Source organism: Rhodococcus sp. OK519 (assembly GCF_003051005.1).
Lineage (GTDB): Bacteria > Actinomycetota > Actinomycetes > Mycobacteriales > Mycobacteriaceae > Prescottella.
The window spans coordinates 167,797-184,388 of record NZ_QAOW01000001.1 but is presented as its reverse complement, the minus strand read 5'-3'; the positions used below and the strand labels follow the sequence as shown (position 1 = coordinate 184,388).

Genomic DNA, 16,592 nt, shown 5'->3' with positions numbered 1-16,592 from the left:
ATGCTGGAACTCGTCGACATCCGGACCGGCTACGGCCGCACCGAGATCATCCACGGCGCCACCGTCACGGTGCCCGCCGACGGCGTCGCCGCGGTCATGGGCCACAACGGCGCCGGTAAGACGACGCTGTTGCGGGCAGCGGTCGGGCTGGCCAAGACGACGTCGGGCAAGGTCCTGCTCGACGGCAAGGACGTCACCAAGCTGCGTCCCAGCGCCCGCGTCGCCCGTGGCCTCGCCTACGTCCCCCAGGGCCAGCAGTCGTTCGGGCAGCTCACCTGCCTCGAGAACATGCAGGTGGTCGCCGACGGCCGCAGGCGCGGCAAGGCGCTCATCGACGCACAATTGGCGCTCTTCCCCGCGCTCGAGTCGCTTCTCGACCGACGGGCGGGGTTGCTGTCCGGCGGGCAGCGCCAGCAACTCGCGATCGCACGGGCTCTCATCACCGAGCCGCGCGTGCTGGTGCTCGACGAGCCGACCGAGGGCATCCAGCCGTCGGTGGTGGCCGAGATCGAGTCCGCGATCGTCGAACTCACCCGGCGGGGCAACCTCGGCGTGCTGCTGGTGGAGCAGCACATCGGGTTCGCGCTGCAGTCCGCCCAGCACTACTACATCCTCGAGGCCGGCCGGGTCACCTCGAGCGGCGCCGGAGGCGCAGACGCCGAAGCCGTCGTGCGCACCGCCATGGCCATCTGACCGGATACCCGACCGGCACTTCCCACGCCTTCTCCCGATCGAAGGAGACCTTTCGTGTTCCCCGCTTTCGACACCCTCCTCGTCGCCAATCGTGGCGAGATCGCCTGCCGCATCATCCGATCCGCACGCGAACTCGGACTCAAGACGGTGGCCGTGTACTCCGACGCCGACGCGTGCGCCGCGCACGTCGAGATGGCCGACGCCGCCGTCCGGCTCGGTCCGGCCCCCGCGGCCGAGTCGTACCTGCGCACCGACAAGGTCATCGAGGCTGCCCTCGCGTCGGGCGCCGGCGCCATCCATCCCGGGTACGGATTCCTCTCGGAGAACGAGGAGTTCGCCGCCGCGTCCGAACGATCCGGTATCGCGTTCGTCGGCCCCACGCCCGATCAGCTTCGGGTGTTCGGCAACAAGCACACCGCCCGGGAGGCGGCCCGCGCGGTCGGAGTCCCCCTGGTTCCGGGCAGTGGCCTGCTCGGCTCGGTGGAAGAAGCCTTGGACGAGGCCGAGCGGATCGGCTACCCCGTGATGCTCAAGGCCGTGGGCGGTGGTGGCGGCATCGGAATGCAGGCCTGCTTCACCCCCGCCGCACTGAGCGCCGCGTACGACACGGTGCAGCGCATGGCCGCCGCCAACTTCTCGTCGTCGGGGGTCTTCCTGGAGCGCTTCATCGCCCGCGCCCGGCACATCGAGGTGCAGGTGTTCGGTGACGGCGCGGGTCGCACCGTGAGCCTCGGCACCCGTGACTGCTCGCTGCAGCGCCGCAACCAGAAGGTGGTCGAGGAGGCGCCCGCGTCGGGACTGTCCGACCACGTGGTGGAGCAGTTGCTGCGCTCGTCGCGGGATCTGGCGTCGTCGGTGCAGTACCGGTCGGCGGGCACCGTCGAGTTCGTGTACGACGTGGACCGCGGCGAGGCGTCGTTCCTCGAGATGAACACCCGTCTGCAGGTGGAGCATCCGGTCACGGAGGAGGTGACGGGCGTCGACCTGGTGGCGTGGATGCTGCGTCTCGCCGGTGGTGACTCGTCGATGCTCGACGGCCTGCCCGACTCCGGGCCGACGATCACCGGGCACGCCGTCGAAGCGCGCGTGTACGCCGAGGATCCCGCGCACGACTACCGGCCCAGCGCCGGGACGCTCACATCGGTGCAGTTCCCTGCTGCCGCGCGCATCGAGACCTGGGTCGACACCGGCACCGAGGTGAGTTCGCACTACGACCCGATGATCGCGAAGATCATCACGAGCGGTGCGACCCGCGCGGCGGCATTCGAGGCACTCAGCGCGGCACTGTCGCAGACTCATCTGTACGGACTGCAGACGAATCTGCCTCAGCTTCGGCACATCTGTGCCGCCCCGTTGAGCGAGAACACCACCGCCACGCTCGCGGACCTGCCGGCTTCGGGCCCCCGGATCGACGTCCTGCGGGCGGGCACGATGACCACGGTGCAGGATCTGCCGGGCCGGATCGGGCTGTGGGAGGTGGGGATTCCGCCGTCCGGTCCGATGGACGACCTGTCCTTCGCCCTCGCCAACACCGCCGTGGGCAACCCGGCGGGAGCGCCGGGTCTCGAATGCACGCTGCAGGGCCCGCGACTGGAGTTCTCGACACCGGTCACCGTGTGCGTCACCGGCGCCGACGTCCCGGTCACCGTGGACGGTCTGGCCGCGCCGATGTGGGAACCGATCGTGGTGGCCGAGGGGGCTGTCCTCGACATCGGCACCCCCACCGACACCGGCCTGCGCACGTACCTCGCGGTGCGAGGCGGCCTCGACGCCCCGCTGTTCCACGGCAGCGCTTCGACGTTCACCCTCGGCGGGTTCGGTGGTGTCACGGGCCGCGCGGTAGCGACCGGCGATGTCCTGGGCCTGCTCCCCGACACGGACGCCCTCACCGAACCTGCGCCCGTTCCCGCCGACTCCCGTCCCGAACTGACCCACACGTGGCATCTCGCGGTCACCGAGGGTCCGCAGCCGTCCCCGTCGTATTTCACCGACACGGACATGACCCAGTTCTACGAGACCACCTGGACCACCGGCAGCCACGCCAACCGGACCGGCATCCGCCTGGACGGACCCAAGCCGACATGGTCACGCGCGGACGGCGGAGACGCGGGACTGCACCCGTCGAACCTGCACGACAACCCGTACAGCGTGGGCGCACTGAACGTCTCCGGCGATACCCCGATCCTGCTGGGCCCGGACGGGCCGAGTCTCGGCGGGTTCGCGTGCCCGCTCACCGTGGTGAGCGCGCATCGCTGGAAGATGGGACAGATCCGCCCGGGTGACGCCGTGCGCTTCGTTCCCGTGCCCGACGCGGACGCGGACGCGCTGCGCCGATCGGACCGGCTGCGCGCCAAAGACGTTCCAGCCGTGCGAATCTCACGCGGCGACGGCGGTGTGCTGGGCCGGATCGAGGCCGGGGGCGACCGCCCCGAGGTGGCCTACCTGCGCGGCGGCGACGACAACATTCTTGTCGAGTACGGCCCGATGGCCCTCGACCTCGGACTGCGGATGCGCGTGCACGCGCTGTCGGAGGCACTGTCGCAGTTGCAGCCGCCCGGGCTGATCGACGTCACGCCCGGTGTGCGTTCGCTGCACCTGCACTTCGACCCGGAGGTCCTGCCGCAGTTCCGCCTGCTCGGACTGCTACAGGAACTCGAGGGGCAGTTGCCGGCGACGCACGACCTGGTGGTGCCGAGTCGGACCGTGCGCCTGCCACTGTCGTTCGACGACCCGTCGATCGACGAGGCACTGGCCCGCTACCGCAGCGGCGTGCGGGACTCCGCACCATGGCTACCGTCGAACACCGAGTTCATCAGGCGGATCAATGGACTGGGCAGCGTGGACGACGTGCGGAGGGCCGTGTTCGACGCCGAATACCTGGTTCTCGGGCTCGGCGATGTGTATCTCGGTGCGCCGCTGGCTGTTCCGCTCGATCCACGGCATCGCCTGGTGACCACCAAGTACAACCCGGCGCGCACCTGGACGCCGTCGGACGCGGTCGGCATCGGCGGCAAGTACCTGTGCGTGTACGGCATGGAGTCGCCGGGCGGGTACCAGTTGATCGGTCGGACGGTCCCGATCTGGTCCGGCTACCGTCAGCATGCACCGTTCGAGGCGGGCAAGCCGTGGCTGTTCCGGTTCTTCGACCGCATCGTGTGGGAACCGGTCTCCCCCGAGCAACTCGAGGAGGCACGGGCGGAGTCCCGTGCGGGGCGCTTCGACGCCGACATCAGCGAGGGTACCTTCGCGCTGGCCGAGCACATGACGTTCCTCGCCGACAACGCCGCCGCGATCGCCGAGTTCGAAGAGCGCCAGGGCGTGGCGTTCGAGGCCGAGAAGCGCGCGTGGCACGCGGCCGGCGAGTTCGACCGCGTCGAGGCCGCGCCGTCCCCCGAGCCGGAGCCGACGACCCTGGACGTTCCGCCGGGCGCCGTCGTGGTGGAGGCCCCGATGGTCGGGAACGTATGGCGGGTGGAACTCGAACCGGGACAGCAAGTCTCCGCCGGCGACCCCGCTGTGATCCTCGAGGCGATGAAGCTCGAGATGCCCGTCCCGTGCCCGATCGCCGGCACCGTGCTGCGGGTACTGGCGGAGCCGGGCGCCAAGGTGGCGCCCGGAACTCCGCTGGCCGTCATCGGCTGAGCCGCTCCTCGGCGAGCACCTTCACCGTCCCCTTGGCGACCTTTCCACCGGGCGCCAAGGGGAGTTCGTCGATCGTGACGACGTGCTCGGGGATGTACTCGCGCGTGACGCCTTGCGAGGTGAGCCACGTCGACAGCTCGTCGGCGGTCAGTTCGGCGCCGTCGGCGGTCACCACCACCGCGCACACCTTCTCGCCGAACAGGGCGTCGTGCACACCCACGACGGCCACCATCGTGACCGCCGGGTGGGCGCGCACGTACTCCTCGACCTCCACCGCCGAGATGTTCTTGCCGCCACGAATGATGATGTCGGCCTTCCGGCCCACCACCCGCAGGCGCCCGATCGCGTCGATCTCGACGATGTCGCCCAGCAGCATCCAGCCGTCGGCGGTGTACAACTCGGCATTCGCGTCGTCGTCTTCCCAGTAGCCGTGGCACATCAGAGCGCCGTTCACGCCGGGCTGGCCGCGGCGCTCGTCGCCGAGCACCTCGTCGCCGGCGTCGTCGAACACCCGGACGCGCATTTCGTCGACCACGTGTCCGCACGTGCGAAGACGGGTGTCGGTGTCGTCGTCGACCGTCGTGACGCTCACCGCGCCGGTCTCGTTGGAGCCGTAGAACTGGAGCACCGCGGCCCCGGTCCGCTGCTCGAACGCGAGAGCCTCCGAGTACGGCACGGCCTCACCGCCGGTGAACATCGCGCGCAGGGCACCGAGGTCCGCGGACTGGGCCCGCTCGGACCGCAGCAGCATCTTGAACTGCGTGCTCACACAGTTCAGTACCGTGACCCGCTCGCGCTCGAGCAGATCGATCATGGTGTCTGCACTGAAGCGTTCGAGCACCACGTTCGGCGCGCCGAGCAGAGCCGGCAGGAAGTGCGAGGTCCACAACCCGAATCCGAACGGCGCGGGAACCGCACCGAAGAAGACGTCGTCGCCGGTGATCTTCCCGGCCCGAACGGCCACCTCGGAGAAGCCGATCCAGCGACGCTCGGTCTGCGTCACCAGCTTCGGCAGACCCGTGGTCCCGGAGGTGGAGTTGAGCATCGACACGTCGTCGACGCCGAACCGCGGGCTTGTGGCATCGAAGCGGCGGTCCGTGACCTCGACCGGCTCACCGGCAGCGTTCTCGACCTCGACCGAGCCGAGGTCGTCGACATAGATCACGTGGTCGGGGCCGCCGGTCCGTTCGCGCAGTTCCGCGACGAGCGCGGCGGTGTCCTGTCCGCGCAGCGACCGTGCGGTGATGAGCGTCCGGCACCCGGCACGGGTACTCAGGTGTGCCACTTCCTTGACGCCCGAACGCGATCCGATACCGACTGCGATCCGTCCGGTGCGGTACGCCGCGCACAGCGCGGCATGGAAGACCATCGTGTCCGGCAGATACACCGCGACGGCGGACTCCTCGCCCACCGCGGCCAGCGCGGACGCAATCCGGTCGGTCGTCGCGTCATAGCTCGCCCACGAGATGCGGGCATCGGGCGTGATGAACGCGATCCGCTCGCCTATCGTGAGGGCCCAGTGCCGTACCAGTTCACTGATGCTCAGGCCGTCGAGCTTGCGAGGATCGGTCGCGAAGTCACCGACCGCGACGTCGAGGGTGGTCGAGATTCGTCCGGTTACTGTCACTGCTCCACTTTCGCTTCCAACATGCCCATCGACTGCTTGTATGCAGCATCGAGAGAATCGGCGTCGTCCCTGATGTCGACGATCCGGCCGCGCTGCATCACGTACCCGCGCTGGACCACCGACTTCAGTGCTGCGAGGGCGGGTTCGGCAACGAGCACCGTCACACCCTCGGCCGCGAGACCCGCTACCAGCGAACGCAGTTCGGCAACGATCTTCGGCGCCAGGCCCGTCATCATCTCGTCGAGCAGCAGCACTTTCGGAGTGGCGAGCAGCGCGCGCCCCAGGACCAGCATCTGCTGCTCGCCGCCGCTGAGGACACCTGCGTAGCTGCGGGATCGATCGCGCAGCACCGGGAACCGGTCGAACGCCGAGTCGACGGCGTCCTTCTTCAAGCCCATCAGGTCGGCGCCCACCTGGAGGTTCTCGAGCACCGACATCTTCATGAACAGCTGCCGACCCTGCGGGACGTAGGCGAAGCCGTCACGCACCCGCTGCAGCGCCGACATTCCGTCGACGCGGCGGCCGTCCACCTTCACCTGTCCGGTGCCGCGAACAGAACCGTAGACGGCTCCGAACAGACTGGACTTTCCGGCGCCGTTGGGGCCGACGATCGCCGTGACCGTTCCGGACGGCGCCGTGAACGAGACGTCGTCGACGGCGACTGCCGATCCGTACCGGACCCTCAGGCCCGTCACCTCGAGCGTGGTCATGACACTTCCTCTCCTGCCCCGAAGTAGACCTCACGCATCGCGTCGCTCGCGAGACATTCGGCGGGCGCGCCATGGAAGGCGACCGAACCGAAGTCGAGCAGCACGACGGTCGTCGCGAGTTCGGCGATGAGGTCGACGTTGTGATCGACCAGCACCACGCCACGTCCCTGCGCCTGGATCTTGCGGACGGCACCGGCGATCGCCGCGATGCCGGTGTGGTCGGCGCCTGCGAACGGCTCGTCGAGCAGCAGCACCTGCGGATCCGTCGCCATCGCGCGGGCCACCTCGACCAGACGCTGCCCACCGAGACTCAGCTCGCCGCACTCGCTCGTGGTGTCGTCGATCGCGTACTCGTGCGCGACTGCGCGCGCCCGGTCCGCAGTGGCGTCCCAATTCTCGAACGGCCCATTGAGCGCCCACCACAGCGAATGCAGTGGTGTCCGCATCCGGCGGCCGTACAGGGCCGGCACGATGTTCTCGACCGCAGTCAGTTCCAGTGCCAACTGCGGATGCTGGAAGGTACGCGACAACCCCTGCCGCGCCCGCTTCTCGCTCGCACCGGTCAGCGTGCGGCCGTCCAGTCGCACAGTGCCCGCGTCCGCCTTCTGGGTACCGAAGATGCAGTCCACCAGCGTCGTCTTGCCGGCGCCGTTGGGGCCGACGAGACCGACCACCTCGCCGGGGGCGACGGTGAACGAGACGTCGTCGACGGCGCGAACGCCGCCGTAGTTCTTGGTGAGGCCGGAGACCTCGAGCAGCACGCTCACGACCGATCACTTCCTCGCTGGTTCGAGCCGCCGCGGCCGGTGACCTTGGCGAACGCTGTACCGGCCCAGCCGATCACGCCGCCGGGCGCGACGACGAGGATCAGGAGCACGGCGATGGCGAGCAGCAGTTCCCCGCTGCCCTGGTAGCCGGGCATGTTGAGCGTCACGATCACCACGATGAGCGCACCCAGCGGAGCGCCCCACGCGCTGTTGCGCCCGCCGATGATCGGCATGAAGATCGCGAGGAACACGATGCTGAGCGTGAAGGTCTCGGGCGTGACCGCCTGGACCGACACGGTGAACAGCGAACCGCCGGTCGACGCGATGGCCGCGCCGATCGCGAGGGCGATCACCGTCAGGTGCGCCGGGTTGACGCCCGACGACCGCGCGGCATTCTTGTTGTCCCGCGCCGCACGCAGGGTCAGTCCCCACACCGACTTCCGGAGCCGGTCGACGATCACCGCGATCAGGCAGACGAACAGAATCGCGAGCACGACGAGCGCGTATCGCGGCGGCTGCCAACCGAACAGGGATACGGCCTCGACCCCGGAGATGCCGGCCGAGCCGCCGGTGAAGCTGGGGCCGTCGATGAGCCAGTGCTCGAACGCGATTCCGAACAGCAAGGTGACGGCGGCGAGATAGAAGCCGGACAGCTTCTGCGTCGCGAGCGCCAGGATCACCGCGACCACCGCCGCGACGAGGGAACCGATGATCCAGCCCCACCACATGGACAACCCGGTCTTCACCGAGATCAGGGCGACCCCGTACGCACCGATCGCGGCGTAGGCGCTGTACGCCATCGACAGCGAACCGGCCATGACGAACGGGATGTACATGCCCAGTGCGATCAGGGAGTACGTCGCGGCCAGGAACACGAGGTCCTGCCGGTACAGGCTGGGCCCCATCCACAGCAGCACGGCGGTGACGACGACGAGCGTGATGCCGGCCTCGACCGCAATATTGGTGAGCGAGCGGCGGGTTCGCGTGGACCTCGCCGACGCGGCCGTCTCCGGCGGGGGTGACGTGAGGGTCGACATCAGACGCGGACCTTCCTCGAGAACATGCCCTCCGGCCGGAAGGCGAAGAACACCAATGCGATCAGCAGGATCGCGGTCTGCGCGGCGCTGGCACCGAAGTAGTACGGCGCGAACACCTGGACGAACCCGAGGAGCAGGCCGCCGATCAACGGCGCCCAACTGCGTCCGGTGCCGCCGATCACGAGCGCGATGAAGGCCGTGAGCGTCCACGACAATCCACTCGTGAACTGCACGCCTGCCTTGGGTGCGAACAGCAACCCGGCGATCGCGGCGATCAGTCCGGCCACGGTGAACGCGACCAGGCGGACCTTGTTCACCGGCAGACCGAGAACCCGCGCGGCCTCGGGGTTGTCGCCCACGGCGCGCAGCAGACGACCGGTCTGTGACGCCTGCAGCCACAGGCCGACCGCGACGAACACGACCGCGGTGCCGACGATCAGGACGATCGACGAACTGTCGACGGTGGCACCGGCGACGGTGACCGGCTGGAAGTCGAAGAGCTTCTGGCCGGGCAGCGGAGTGCGGCCGAAGATGGTGCCGGCCAACTGCTGCACTGCGAACAGCACCGCGGTGACGGCGACCAGCGCGGGCAGTTCGCCACGGCCCGAACGCTTCTGGACCTGCTGGACGACGAGCTTCTCGGTGATCACCGACAGCGCCATGCCGACAGCCAGGCCCAGCAGCAGGGCGAGCCACAGTGGTACACCGTGGTCGACGACGACGAAGCTGCACGCCATCGCCGCAGCCATCGCGTACGGGCCCATCGCAAAGTTGAAGAAGTCCGCACCCACCACCACGAGATACATACCGAGGGCGATGAGCGAGAAGAAGGCGCCGATCTCGAGGGCGGCAAGCCAGAGTTGAGGGTCAGTCATCCGTTCTCTCCTTCGTCAGCCGCACGGGGGCTGGTAGGACGCCCACGGACCGGCCGGCTTGTTGTCGGCGCCGAATTCGACCAGCACCAGGCCACACAGGCTGTCGGGGGCGAGATGGTCGTCGGGGCCGTACGACAACGTCAGCCCCTCCTGCCCGAACGTCGAGGGCACACCCGAGACCTGCTGCAGCGCGTCGCGCACCTTGGTGCGGTCGGTGTGGTCGCCGGCGATCTCGAGGGCGCGCTTCAGCATCATCACGGCGTCGTAGGCCTGCGCGTCGTACGCGGTGAGTTGGTAGTCGGCACCCTTGACCTGGCGGATCTTCTCGGTCAACTCGGCGGTGCGCGGATTGTTCGCGCTGAGGCTGCCCATGTAGACCATGCCGGTGAGGGCGCCCGGGTCGGCCAGCGCCCAGGACTTGGGCTGGTTGCCGATCGACGCGAGCGAGAAGCGCTGCGCGGCAGGGTAGATCTTCGCGAGCGTGTTGTGCGCGAGGATCTCGAAGTGGCCGCCGATGCTGGCGACGAGGATCGCGTCGGGCTTGGTGCCGGTGACCCGAGAGGCCTGCGCGGTGAGGTCGGCGGCGTCGACGGGCGCCTTCTCGACCGCGGTCACGGTGGCGCACTTCTCGAGCGCGGGCCGCAGGGTCTTGATGATGCCGTCGATCGAGGCGCTGGCGTCACCGAGAATGCCGAGCGTCTTGTAGCCCATCTTCTCGAACGCACCGCAGTACACCTCGGCGTACTGCTTGAGGGAGTTCGGGATCATGAACGAGTAGCCGTTGTCGGGCTTGTTCGCGAACGCGTCGGACAGCACGACGGGCGCGATCGCCGGGATCTCGGACTGCTGCAGCACCGACTTGGCCTGGATCACCGATCCCGATCCGGTGGCGAGCAGGACTGCGCTCGCGCCGTGATCGACGAGCTTGCGGATGATCGACGGCGTCTTGGTGGGGCTGGACTCGTCGTTCTCGACCACCAGGCGCACCGGCTTGCCGTTGATCCCGCCGTCGGCGTTGAGGAGGTCGACCGCGAGGCGGACGGTGCTGCCGGCGATCGTGCTGTACGACGCGCCCGGGCCCGTCGAGTCCTCGTCGAGCCCGATGACGATCTCGTCGGGCGACATCTCACCCGCAGACCCGCATCCCGCGACGCCCAGCGTTGCCACTGCGGCGGCCACCGCCGCAGCGACGACCCTTCCGATTCTCACAACCGACTCCCGTCTCACGCCGACCTTCAAGCGTTCGATCAATCAAGCAAGTGCTTGATTGACTTTGCGCGACAGGAGTATGCCCCGCGTCACATCGGGAAGTCAACGCGGGGCGGATCGAGCGGTGATATGCGGTTTCAGTTCTCCCGCAACAGGCGCAGTTCGCGGATCGCTTCCTTGAGTTCTCGCACGTCGCGCCGCAGATCGTCGTATTCGGATTCGGCCGCGGCACTCACGACGGGTGCGACGGCGGCGGCGGCACGCTCCTCCACCTCGGTCCGGCGCACCGGCCCGGGCGCTGCCTTGGCCGAGGCCGAGCCCGCCGGGCCACCGGCCGCGAACCCGTCGAGGAACACCGCGATGAGGTCGTGCCGCAGGCGCTCGGCGTCACGGGCGAGCGAGGCGCGGTTGAATCGCACCGTCGACCAGACGGATTCACGGAGCATGCGGTGGAAGTGCTGCTGATCGATGTCGGTGCGAAACTCACCCGACTCGACGCCTCGCGCGATGGCCTCGGCCCAGTAGTCGTGGGCGCGTCGGACCGCCGCGGAGATGGGACTGTCCTCGGGCTGCGACGACAGGGCGCTCTCGTTCTGATAGATCTCGGTGGCGAAGGGGTGATCGGCGGCGGCCTCGAACGAGACGGCCACCATGTGGTCGAGACGCTCCCGGCCGGTTTCGCCCGGGACCTGCGCGGCCTCGTATCGCTCGTTGAGATCGTCGACGAACGCGATCACGATCTCGAAGACGATCGCGTCCTTGGATCCGAAGTAGTGGTAGAGGCTGCCGGACAGGATGCCGACCTCGTCGGCGATGTCCCGCACGGTGGTGCCCGCGACGCCACGCTCGCTGAACAGCTTCGCTGCGTGGAATAGAATTTCTTCTCGTCGGGTCGATGCCACCTGACGTCTCCCCTCGTCGGTACCGGATGCAGTGTCGACCCATCCCGATCGAACGCTTGCTTGACGCCCGAAATCGTACATGGCCTGCCGCCTTCACCGACAGATCCGAGCAGCGGTGTTAGCGTTTTTCCTACTGTGCGGTAACCGAGGGTGGGTGGGAGTCGCGATGGCACGAACAGGGACGAGACAGGCGCTCGAGCAGCGCCTGGAGGGTCGACGCGTGCTGATCACCGGGGCGGCCCGCGGCATCGGAGCATCACTCGCGCGGCGCCTGCACGCCCGCGGCGCACGTGTCGCACTGCTCGGCCTCGAACCCGAACTGCTCGAGCAGGTCGCCACCATGTGCGGCGGCGCCCCGTGGCAGGTGTGCGACGTCCGCGACCTCGGGCAGGTGGAGCACGCGGTCGCCGCGCTGGCCGACGAGCTGGGCGGACTCGACGTCGTGGTGGTCAATGCCGGTGTCGCAGCACAGCTTCCGCTACTCGGCGGCGACCCGGATGTCATGCTGCGGACCGTCGAGGTGAACCTGATCGGGGCCTACAACACCGTGCGCACGACGGGGCCCCTCGTCGCGCACCCCGGCGGGTACGTGCTCATGGTCGCGTCCGCCGCGGCCGGCGTGCAACTGCCGCTGATGGGCGCCTACGCCGCGACCAAGGCCGGCGTGGAGGCGCTCGGCAACACGCTGCGCATCGAGACGCGGCACCAGGGGCTGCGGGTGGGTGTCGGGTACCTCGCCGAGGTCGACACCGACATGACCACCATCGGCTTCGGCACCGAGGCCGCCGGCCAGATCAAGGGACTGGGCCCGTTCACCCGCGTCGCGCCCCGGTCGGTCGGGGTCGACGCGTTCGAGCGGGGTATCGCCCAGCGCGCCCGTCGGATCTACGCGCCGAGGTGGGTGGCGCCGATGATGCGGCTGCGCATGGTCGCCCAGCGACTGATCGAGCTGCGCCCGCAGCCCAGGATGGCCGCAGCCCTCGACGCCGCCCGGGCCGAGCACGCCCGGCTCACCACCGAACTGCCGAAGCGAACCGGGGAGACCGAGTGACCGCGTACGACGAGAAGACGGGCAACCACACCACGCCGCGCATCGCGCCGGGGCGATTCAAGGAACTCGGGCCGGTCAACTGGGCCACCTGGCGGGCGCTCTCGCTCGGATCGCGGACCAGGGACGCGAAGCTGTTCAGCACGCTCGGCCGCACCGGCGGGCTGTTCCGCGGCTGGCTGCACTACTCCGGGGTGCTGATGCTGCTGCCCGGCACCAAGCTGTCGCGGTTCGAGATCGAACTGGTGATCCTGCGCGTCGCGCATCTGCGGGAATCCCGCTACGAGATGGATCACCACATCCGGCTCGGCCGCCGGGCCGGGATCACCCCGCAGATCCTCGACCGCATCCTCGTCGGCCCCAGCGATCCCGACTGGGCGCCGCGGCACCGCGCGATGCTGGCGGCCACCGACCAGTTGGTCGGCACCAGGAACGTCGACGACGCGACGTGGGCCACGCTGGCCGCGCACCTCGACGACCGCCGGCTCGTCGAGTTCTGCCTGCTGGTGACCCAGTACGACGGCCTGGCCACCACGATCGAGACCCTGCGAATCCAGCCCGACTTCTGATTTCCGACCGATGGCACACTGGTGTCGTGGACCCCGAGCAACTCCGAACCGATTTCTCCCGTTTCATGATGACCTACCGGTTCGGCATCGCTCAGCTGATGACCCGGGTCAACACCCTCGAGGACGAGTTCACCCACATCAACCTCTACAACCCCATCGAGCACGTCACCTCGCGGCTCAAGTCGCCCGAGAGCATCATCCGGAAGGCGCAGCGCATCGACTGCCCCCTCACGATCGACGACGTGCGCGAGAACATCCTCGACATCGCCGGGGTGCGGATCACGTGCAGCTTCATCTCCGACACCTACCGCATCGCCGACATGATCACCGGTCAGCCGGACATCGAGGTGCGCGAGGTCGAGGACTACATCGCCAACCCCAAACCCAACGGCTACAAGAGCCTGCACCTGATCGTCGAGGTGCCGGTGTACCTGAGTGATCGGGTGCAACGGGTGCCGATCGAGCTCCAGATTCGCACCATCGCAATGGATTTCTGGGCCAGCCTCGAGCACAAGATCTACTACAAGTTCAACCGCGCGGTGCCGGCCGAGTTGCTGGCCGAGCTCACCGAGGCGGCCGAGACCGCGCACCGGCTCGACATCAAGATGGAGCGACTCAACGACGAGTTCGCGAAACTCAAGGCGCAGCCGGGGACGGCCGACGACGCCGAACCCGCGATCCCGTTGCTGGGTGCGCTGGATCTGCGGCCGCAGGACTGACAGCCCGACGCGCGAGTGCTCACAGTTTCGCGCCCGTGGCAAGACTTGCGGCGTCGGTTGTGACGATTCCGACGATGCCCCCGAATTCGATTGCAGCAGGATCGAGTTCGCCGGTAGCGTCGCTACGTTCGGCCGCGACAGACGTCCGTGCCCCCGATTCGGTAGGAACTGCATGTCCCAAGACGTCCAGGCGACCTCGCGTCCCGACGCCCCCGTAAACGACAATCCCAATCACGAACGCCGCTGGCTGGTGCTGTGCATCGTCGCGCTGGCACAGCTCACCGTCGTCCTCGACGGCACGATCGTGAGCATCGCGCTGCCCGACGCCCAGAAGGACCTGGGCATCAGCAACCTGGACCGGCAGTGGGTCGTGACCGCCTACGCGCTGGCGTTCGGCGCGCTGCTGCTGCTCGGTGGTCGCATCGCCGACTTCTGGGGTCGTAAGCGCTCGTTCATGGTCGGCATGGCGGGCTTCGCGGTGGCGTCGGCCGTCGGCGGCTTCGCGCAGACCGGGATGCAGTTGTTCGCCGCCCGCGCCGGTCAGGGTGTGTTCGCGGCGCTGCTCGCGCCGGCTGCGCTGGCGATCCTCACCACGACGTTCGTCGGGGAGAAGGAGCGCGCCAAGGCGTTCGCCGTGTTCGGTGCGATCTCCGGCGGCGGCGCCGCGATCGGCCTGCTGCTCGGCGGTGTGCTGACGCAGTACGTCGACTGGCGCTGGTGCCTGCTGGTCAACATCCCCGTCGCGCTGTTCGCGATCGCGGTGACGCTCCCCATCGTCAAGGAGACCAAGGCGCACGGCGACACCAGCTACGACCTGCCGGGCACCGTTCTGATCGCGATCGGCCTGGGCTCGCTGGTGTACGGCTTCACCAAGGCCGAGCACGGCTGGCTCGAGACGCAGACGCTGGTGTTCATCGGCATCGGCCTGCTCGCGCTCGTCGCGTTCGTGCTCGTGGAGAAGAAGTCGGCGAACCCGCTTCTGCCGCTCAGCGTTCCGTGGCATCGTGACCGCGGCGCGGCGTTCATCGGCTCGGCGCTGGTCGGTGCGGCGCTGCTCGGCGGCACGCTGTACCTGACGTTCTATCTGCAGATCGTGATGGGCCTGAGCCCGGTCATGTCGGGTGTCGGTTCGCTGCCGATGGCCTTCTTCATCGTCATCGCGTCCACCATCGCGGCGCAGCTCACCACCCGCATCGGGCCCAAGCCGCTCATGGTCGTCGGACCGATCTTCGCGGCCGTCGGGCTGTTCCTGCTCACCCAGATCGAGGTGGACACCTCCTACTGGACGCACGTGTTCCCCGGTCTGGCGATCTTCGGTTTCGGCCTGGGCCTGCTGATGGTGCCGATGCAGAACCTGGCACTGCTGGGCGTCCCCAACCACGACGCCGGCGCCGCGAGCGCCCTCGCGAACGCCACGCTGCAGATCGGCGGCGCACTGGGCACGGCGCTGTTCACCACGGTGTACGCCTCTGCCAAGAGCGCGTTCCAGGCGGACAACCCGGCGCCCACTCCCCCGCCCGGCTTCCCCGCCGACGCAATCCCCACCGACCTGGCCAACGCGACGCCGCTCACGGCCGAGCAGATCGCGGCCATGCCGGCGCCCGCGCAGGACTTCGTCGGCAAGGTCATGGATTGGGTGTTCGGCACCGAGGTGTCGGGCTACGCCCACGCGTTCGGCTGGGCGGGTGCGCTCATCCTCGTCATCAGCCCGATCGTGATGATCCTGGTTCGCGCCAAGAAGGGCGACCTGCCCGCCGAAGGCGCCGTCGGGATGCACTGATCCCCCATTCCCCCTCGGGAAGCTGAAGGGCCCGTTCGTGCGCTGCCGGCGCCTGAACGGGCCTTTCAGCTGTTTCAGGGAAGTTCTCAGAGCGCGGCGCGCAGGACGGTCTCGAGCGGGGTGGACGGCCGGCCGATGAGCCGCTGCAGGTCACCGCTGGTGACGTCGAGGGCGCCGGTCGCGATCCCGGCGTCGGCGTCGGCAAGGACGGCAGCGACGGGTGCGGGCAGGCCGACGGACTCGAGGACGGCCTGGTACTCCGCGACCGGCAGGTCCCGGTATTCGACAGCCTTGCCGGTGACGTTCGAGATGGCCTGGGCCAGTTCGGGGTACGAGACACGCTCGTCACCGCCCAGCTCGTACACCTTGCCGGCCTGGTTCTCGCCGGAGGTCAGCACCACGGCGGCGGCCTCGGCGTAGTCGGCGCGGGCCGCACCTGCGACGCGACCGTCCCCGGCACTGCCGGCGAGGACACCGCGCTCGGCGGTTCCGGCGAGATCGTTGGTGTAGTTCTCCCAGTACCAGCCGTTGCGGAGCAGGGCGTGGTCGATGCCGGACTCGGCGAGCAGCCGCTCGGTCACCTGATGCTCCTGCGCGAGCTGGAGCGTGTCGTTCGACGCGTCCAGGATGGACGTGTACGCGATGAAGGAGACGCCCGCGGCCTTCGCGGCGTCGATGATGTTGGTGTGCTGCGGCACCCGTGCGCCCACCTCACTGCCGGAGACCAGCAGCAGCTTGTCGACACCCGCCAGCGCGGCTTCGAGTGCGGCCCGGTCGGCGTAGTCAGCGGTGCGCACCTGCACGCCACGGTCCGCGAGGTCGGCGGCCTTCTCCGGGTTACGGACGACGGCGACGACGTCGGATGCGGGGACGCCGCGGCGCAGCAGCGCCTCGACGGCGAGGCGGCCGAGGTGCCCGGTGGCGCCGGTGACTGCGATGGTCATGAGAACTCCCGGTGTTGAACCTTCAATGCTTCGTTCACGCTCCATAATGCACTTATTTTTCGTAAGTGCA

14 protein-coding genes are annotated in these 16,592 nt (G+C 68.7%); 6 read left to right on the top strand and 8 right to left on the bottom strand.

Going from position 1 to position 16,592, the window contains the following annotated elements:
* Both urtE and uca read left to right on the top strand, forming a co-directional pair.
* Positions 1-693 (top strand): urea ABC transporter ATP-binding subunit UrtE, encoded by a 693-nt coding sequence (gene urtE, locus C8K36_RS00910; RefSeq protein ID WP_107982590.1) that lies wholly within the window; start codon positions 1-3, stop codon positions 691-693.
* A 54-nt stretch (positions 694-747) separates the two neighbouring features.
* Positions 748-4,335, top strand: a complete 3,588-nt coding sequence (gene uca, locus C8K36_RS00905) for an urea carboxylase (protein WP_107982589.1) — start codon at positions 748-750, stop codon at positions 4,333-4,335.
* Here uca and C8K36_RS00900 read toward each other — a convergent pair.
* The 7 genes from C8K36_RS00900 to C8K36_RS00870 form a co-directional block, all read right to left on the bottom strand.
* Positions 4,325-5,962, bottom strand: coding sequence for a class I adenylate-forming enzyme family protein (locus C8K36_RS00900; protein ID WP_107982588.1), 1,638 nt, complete (start codon positions 5,960-5,962; stop codon positions 4,325-4,327). The two genes, uca and C8K36_RS00900, sit on opposite strands and share 11 nt — an antisense overlap.
* Positions 5,959-6,672 (bottom strand): ABC transporter ATP-binding protein, encoded by a 714-nt coding sequence (locus tag C8K36_RS00895; RefSeq protein WP_107982587.1) that lies wholly within the window; start codon positions 6,670-6,672, stop codon positions 5,959-5,961. The genes C8K36_RS00900 and C8K36_RS00895 overlap by 4 nt, the downstream gene beginning before the upstream one ends.
* Positions 6,669-7,439, bottom strand: coding sequence for an ABC transporter ATP-binding protein (locus C8K36_RS00890; protein ID WP_107982586.1), 771 nt, complete (start codon positions 7,437-7,439; stop codon positions 6,669-6,671). Before C8K36_RS00890 ends, C8K36_RS00895 begins: the two co-directional genes overlap by 4 nt.
* Positions 7,436-8,476, bottom strand: coding sequence for a branched-chain amino acid ABC transporter permease (locus C8K36_RS00885; RefSeq protein ID WP_107982585.1), 1,041 nt, complete (start codon positions 8,474-8,476; stop codon positions 7,436-7,438). The genes C8K36_RS00890 and C8K36_RS00885 overlap by 4 nt, the downstream gene beginning before the upstream one ends.
* On the bottom strand, positions 8,476-9,351 hold the full coding sequence (locus C8K36_RS00880) for a branched-chain amino acid ABC transporter permease (RefSeq protein WP_107982584.1): 876 nt from the start codon (positions 9,349-9,351) through the stop codon (positions 8,476-8,478). The genes C8K36_RS00885 and C8K36_RS00880 overlap by 1 nt, the downstream gene beginning before the upstream one ends.
* 15 nt (positions 9,352-9,366) lie before the next feature.
* Positions 9,367-10,560, bottom strand: a complete 1,194-nt coding sequence (locus C8K36_RS00875) for an ABC transporter substrate-binding protein (protein ID WP_107982583.1) — start codon at positions 10,558-10,560, stop codon at positions 9,367-9,369.
* 137 nt (positions 10,561-10,697) lie between these two features.
* The gene (locus C8K36_RS00870) at positions 10,698-11,462 is read right to left on the bottom strand and encodes a TetR/AcrR family transcriptional regulator (protein ID WP_107982582.1); all 765 of its coding nucleotides are present in this window, start codon (positions 11,460-11,462) and stop codon (positions 10,698-10,700) included.
* Between the two features lie 166 nt (positions 11,463-11,628).
* Between C8K36_RS00870 and C8K36_RS00865 the strand changes: the two genes are divergently transcribed.
* The 4 genes from C8K36_RS00865 (at position 11,629) to C8K36_RS00850 (ending at position 15,578) form a co-directional block, all read left to right on the top strand.
* A complete protein-coding gene (locus C8K36_RS00865; protein ID WP_107982581.1) occupies positions 11,629-12,513 on the top strand; it encodes an SDR family NAD(P)-dependent oxidoreductase in 885 nt (294 codons plus the stop codon).
* Positions 12,510-13,079, top strand: coding sequence for a carboxymuconolactone decarboxylase family protein (locus C8K36_RS00860; RefSeq protein WP_107982580.1), 570 nt, complete (start codon positions 12,510-12,512; stop codon positions 13,077-13,079). The genes C8K36_RS00865 and C8K36_RS00860 overlap by 4 nt, the downstream gene beginning before the upstream one ends.
* 26 nt (positions 13,080-13,105) lie before the next feature.
* Positions 13,106-13,798, top strand: coding sequence for a GTP pyrophosphokinase (locus C8K36_RS00855; RefSeq protein WP_107982579.1), 693 nt, complete (start codon positions 13,106-13,108; stop codon positions 13,796-13,798).
* A gap of 172 nt (positions 13,799-13,970) precedes the next feature.
* A complete protein-coding gene (locus tag C8K36_RS00850; protein WP_107982578.1) occupies positions 13,971-15,578 on the top strand; it encodes an MFS transporter in 1,608 nt (535 codons plus the stop codon).
* Positions 15,579-15,664: 86 nt separating this feature from the next.
* On the opposite strand, the gene C8K36_RS00845 is transcribed toward C8K36_RS00850, so the two are convergent.
* Positions 15,665-16,522 (bottom strand): SDR family oxidoreductase, encoded by an 858-nt coding sequence (locus C8K36_RS00845; RefSeq protein WP_107982577.1) that lies wholly within the window; start codon positions 16,520-16,522, stop codon positions 15,665-15,667.
* Positions 16,523-16,592 lie beyond the last annotated feature (70 nt).

Coding starts and splice junctions, on each gene's coding strand:
- C8K36_RS00895 (WP_107982587.1), bottom strand. CDS start 6,672: ATGACCACGCTCGAGGTGACGGGCCTGAGGGTCCGGTACGGATCGGCA.
- urtE (WP_107982590.1), top strand. CDS start 1: ATGCTGGAACTCGTCGACATCCGGACCGGCTACGGCCGCACCGAGATC.
- C8K36_RS00865 (WP_107982581.1), top strand. CDS start 11,629: ATGGCACGAACAGGGACGAGACAGGCGCTCGAGCAGCGCCTGGAGGGT.
- C8K36_RS00885 (WP_107982585.1), bottom strand. CDS start 8,476: ATGTCGACCCTCACGTCACCCCCGCCGGAGACGGCCGCGTCGGCGAGG.
- C8K36_RS00850 (WP_107982578.1), top strand. CDS start 13,971: ATGTCCCAAGACGTCCAGGCGACCTCGCGTCCCGACGCCCCCGTAAAC.
- C8K36_RS00880 (WP_107982584.1), bottom strand. CDS start 9,351: ATGACTGACCCTCAACTCTGGCTTGCCGCCCTCGAGATCGGCGCCTTC.
- C8K36_RS00845 (WP_107982577.1), bottom strand. CDS start 16,522: ATGACCATCGCAGTCACCGGCGCCACCGGGCACCTCGGCCGCCTCGCC.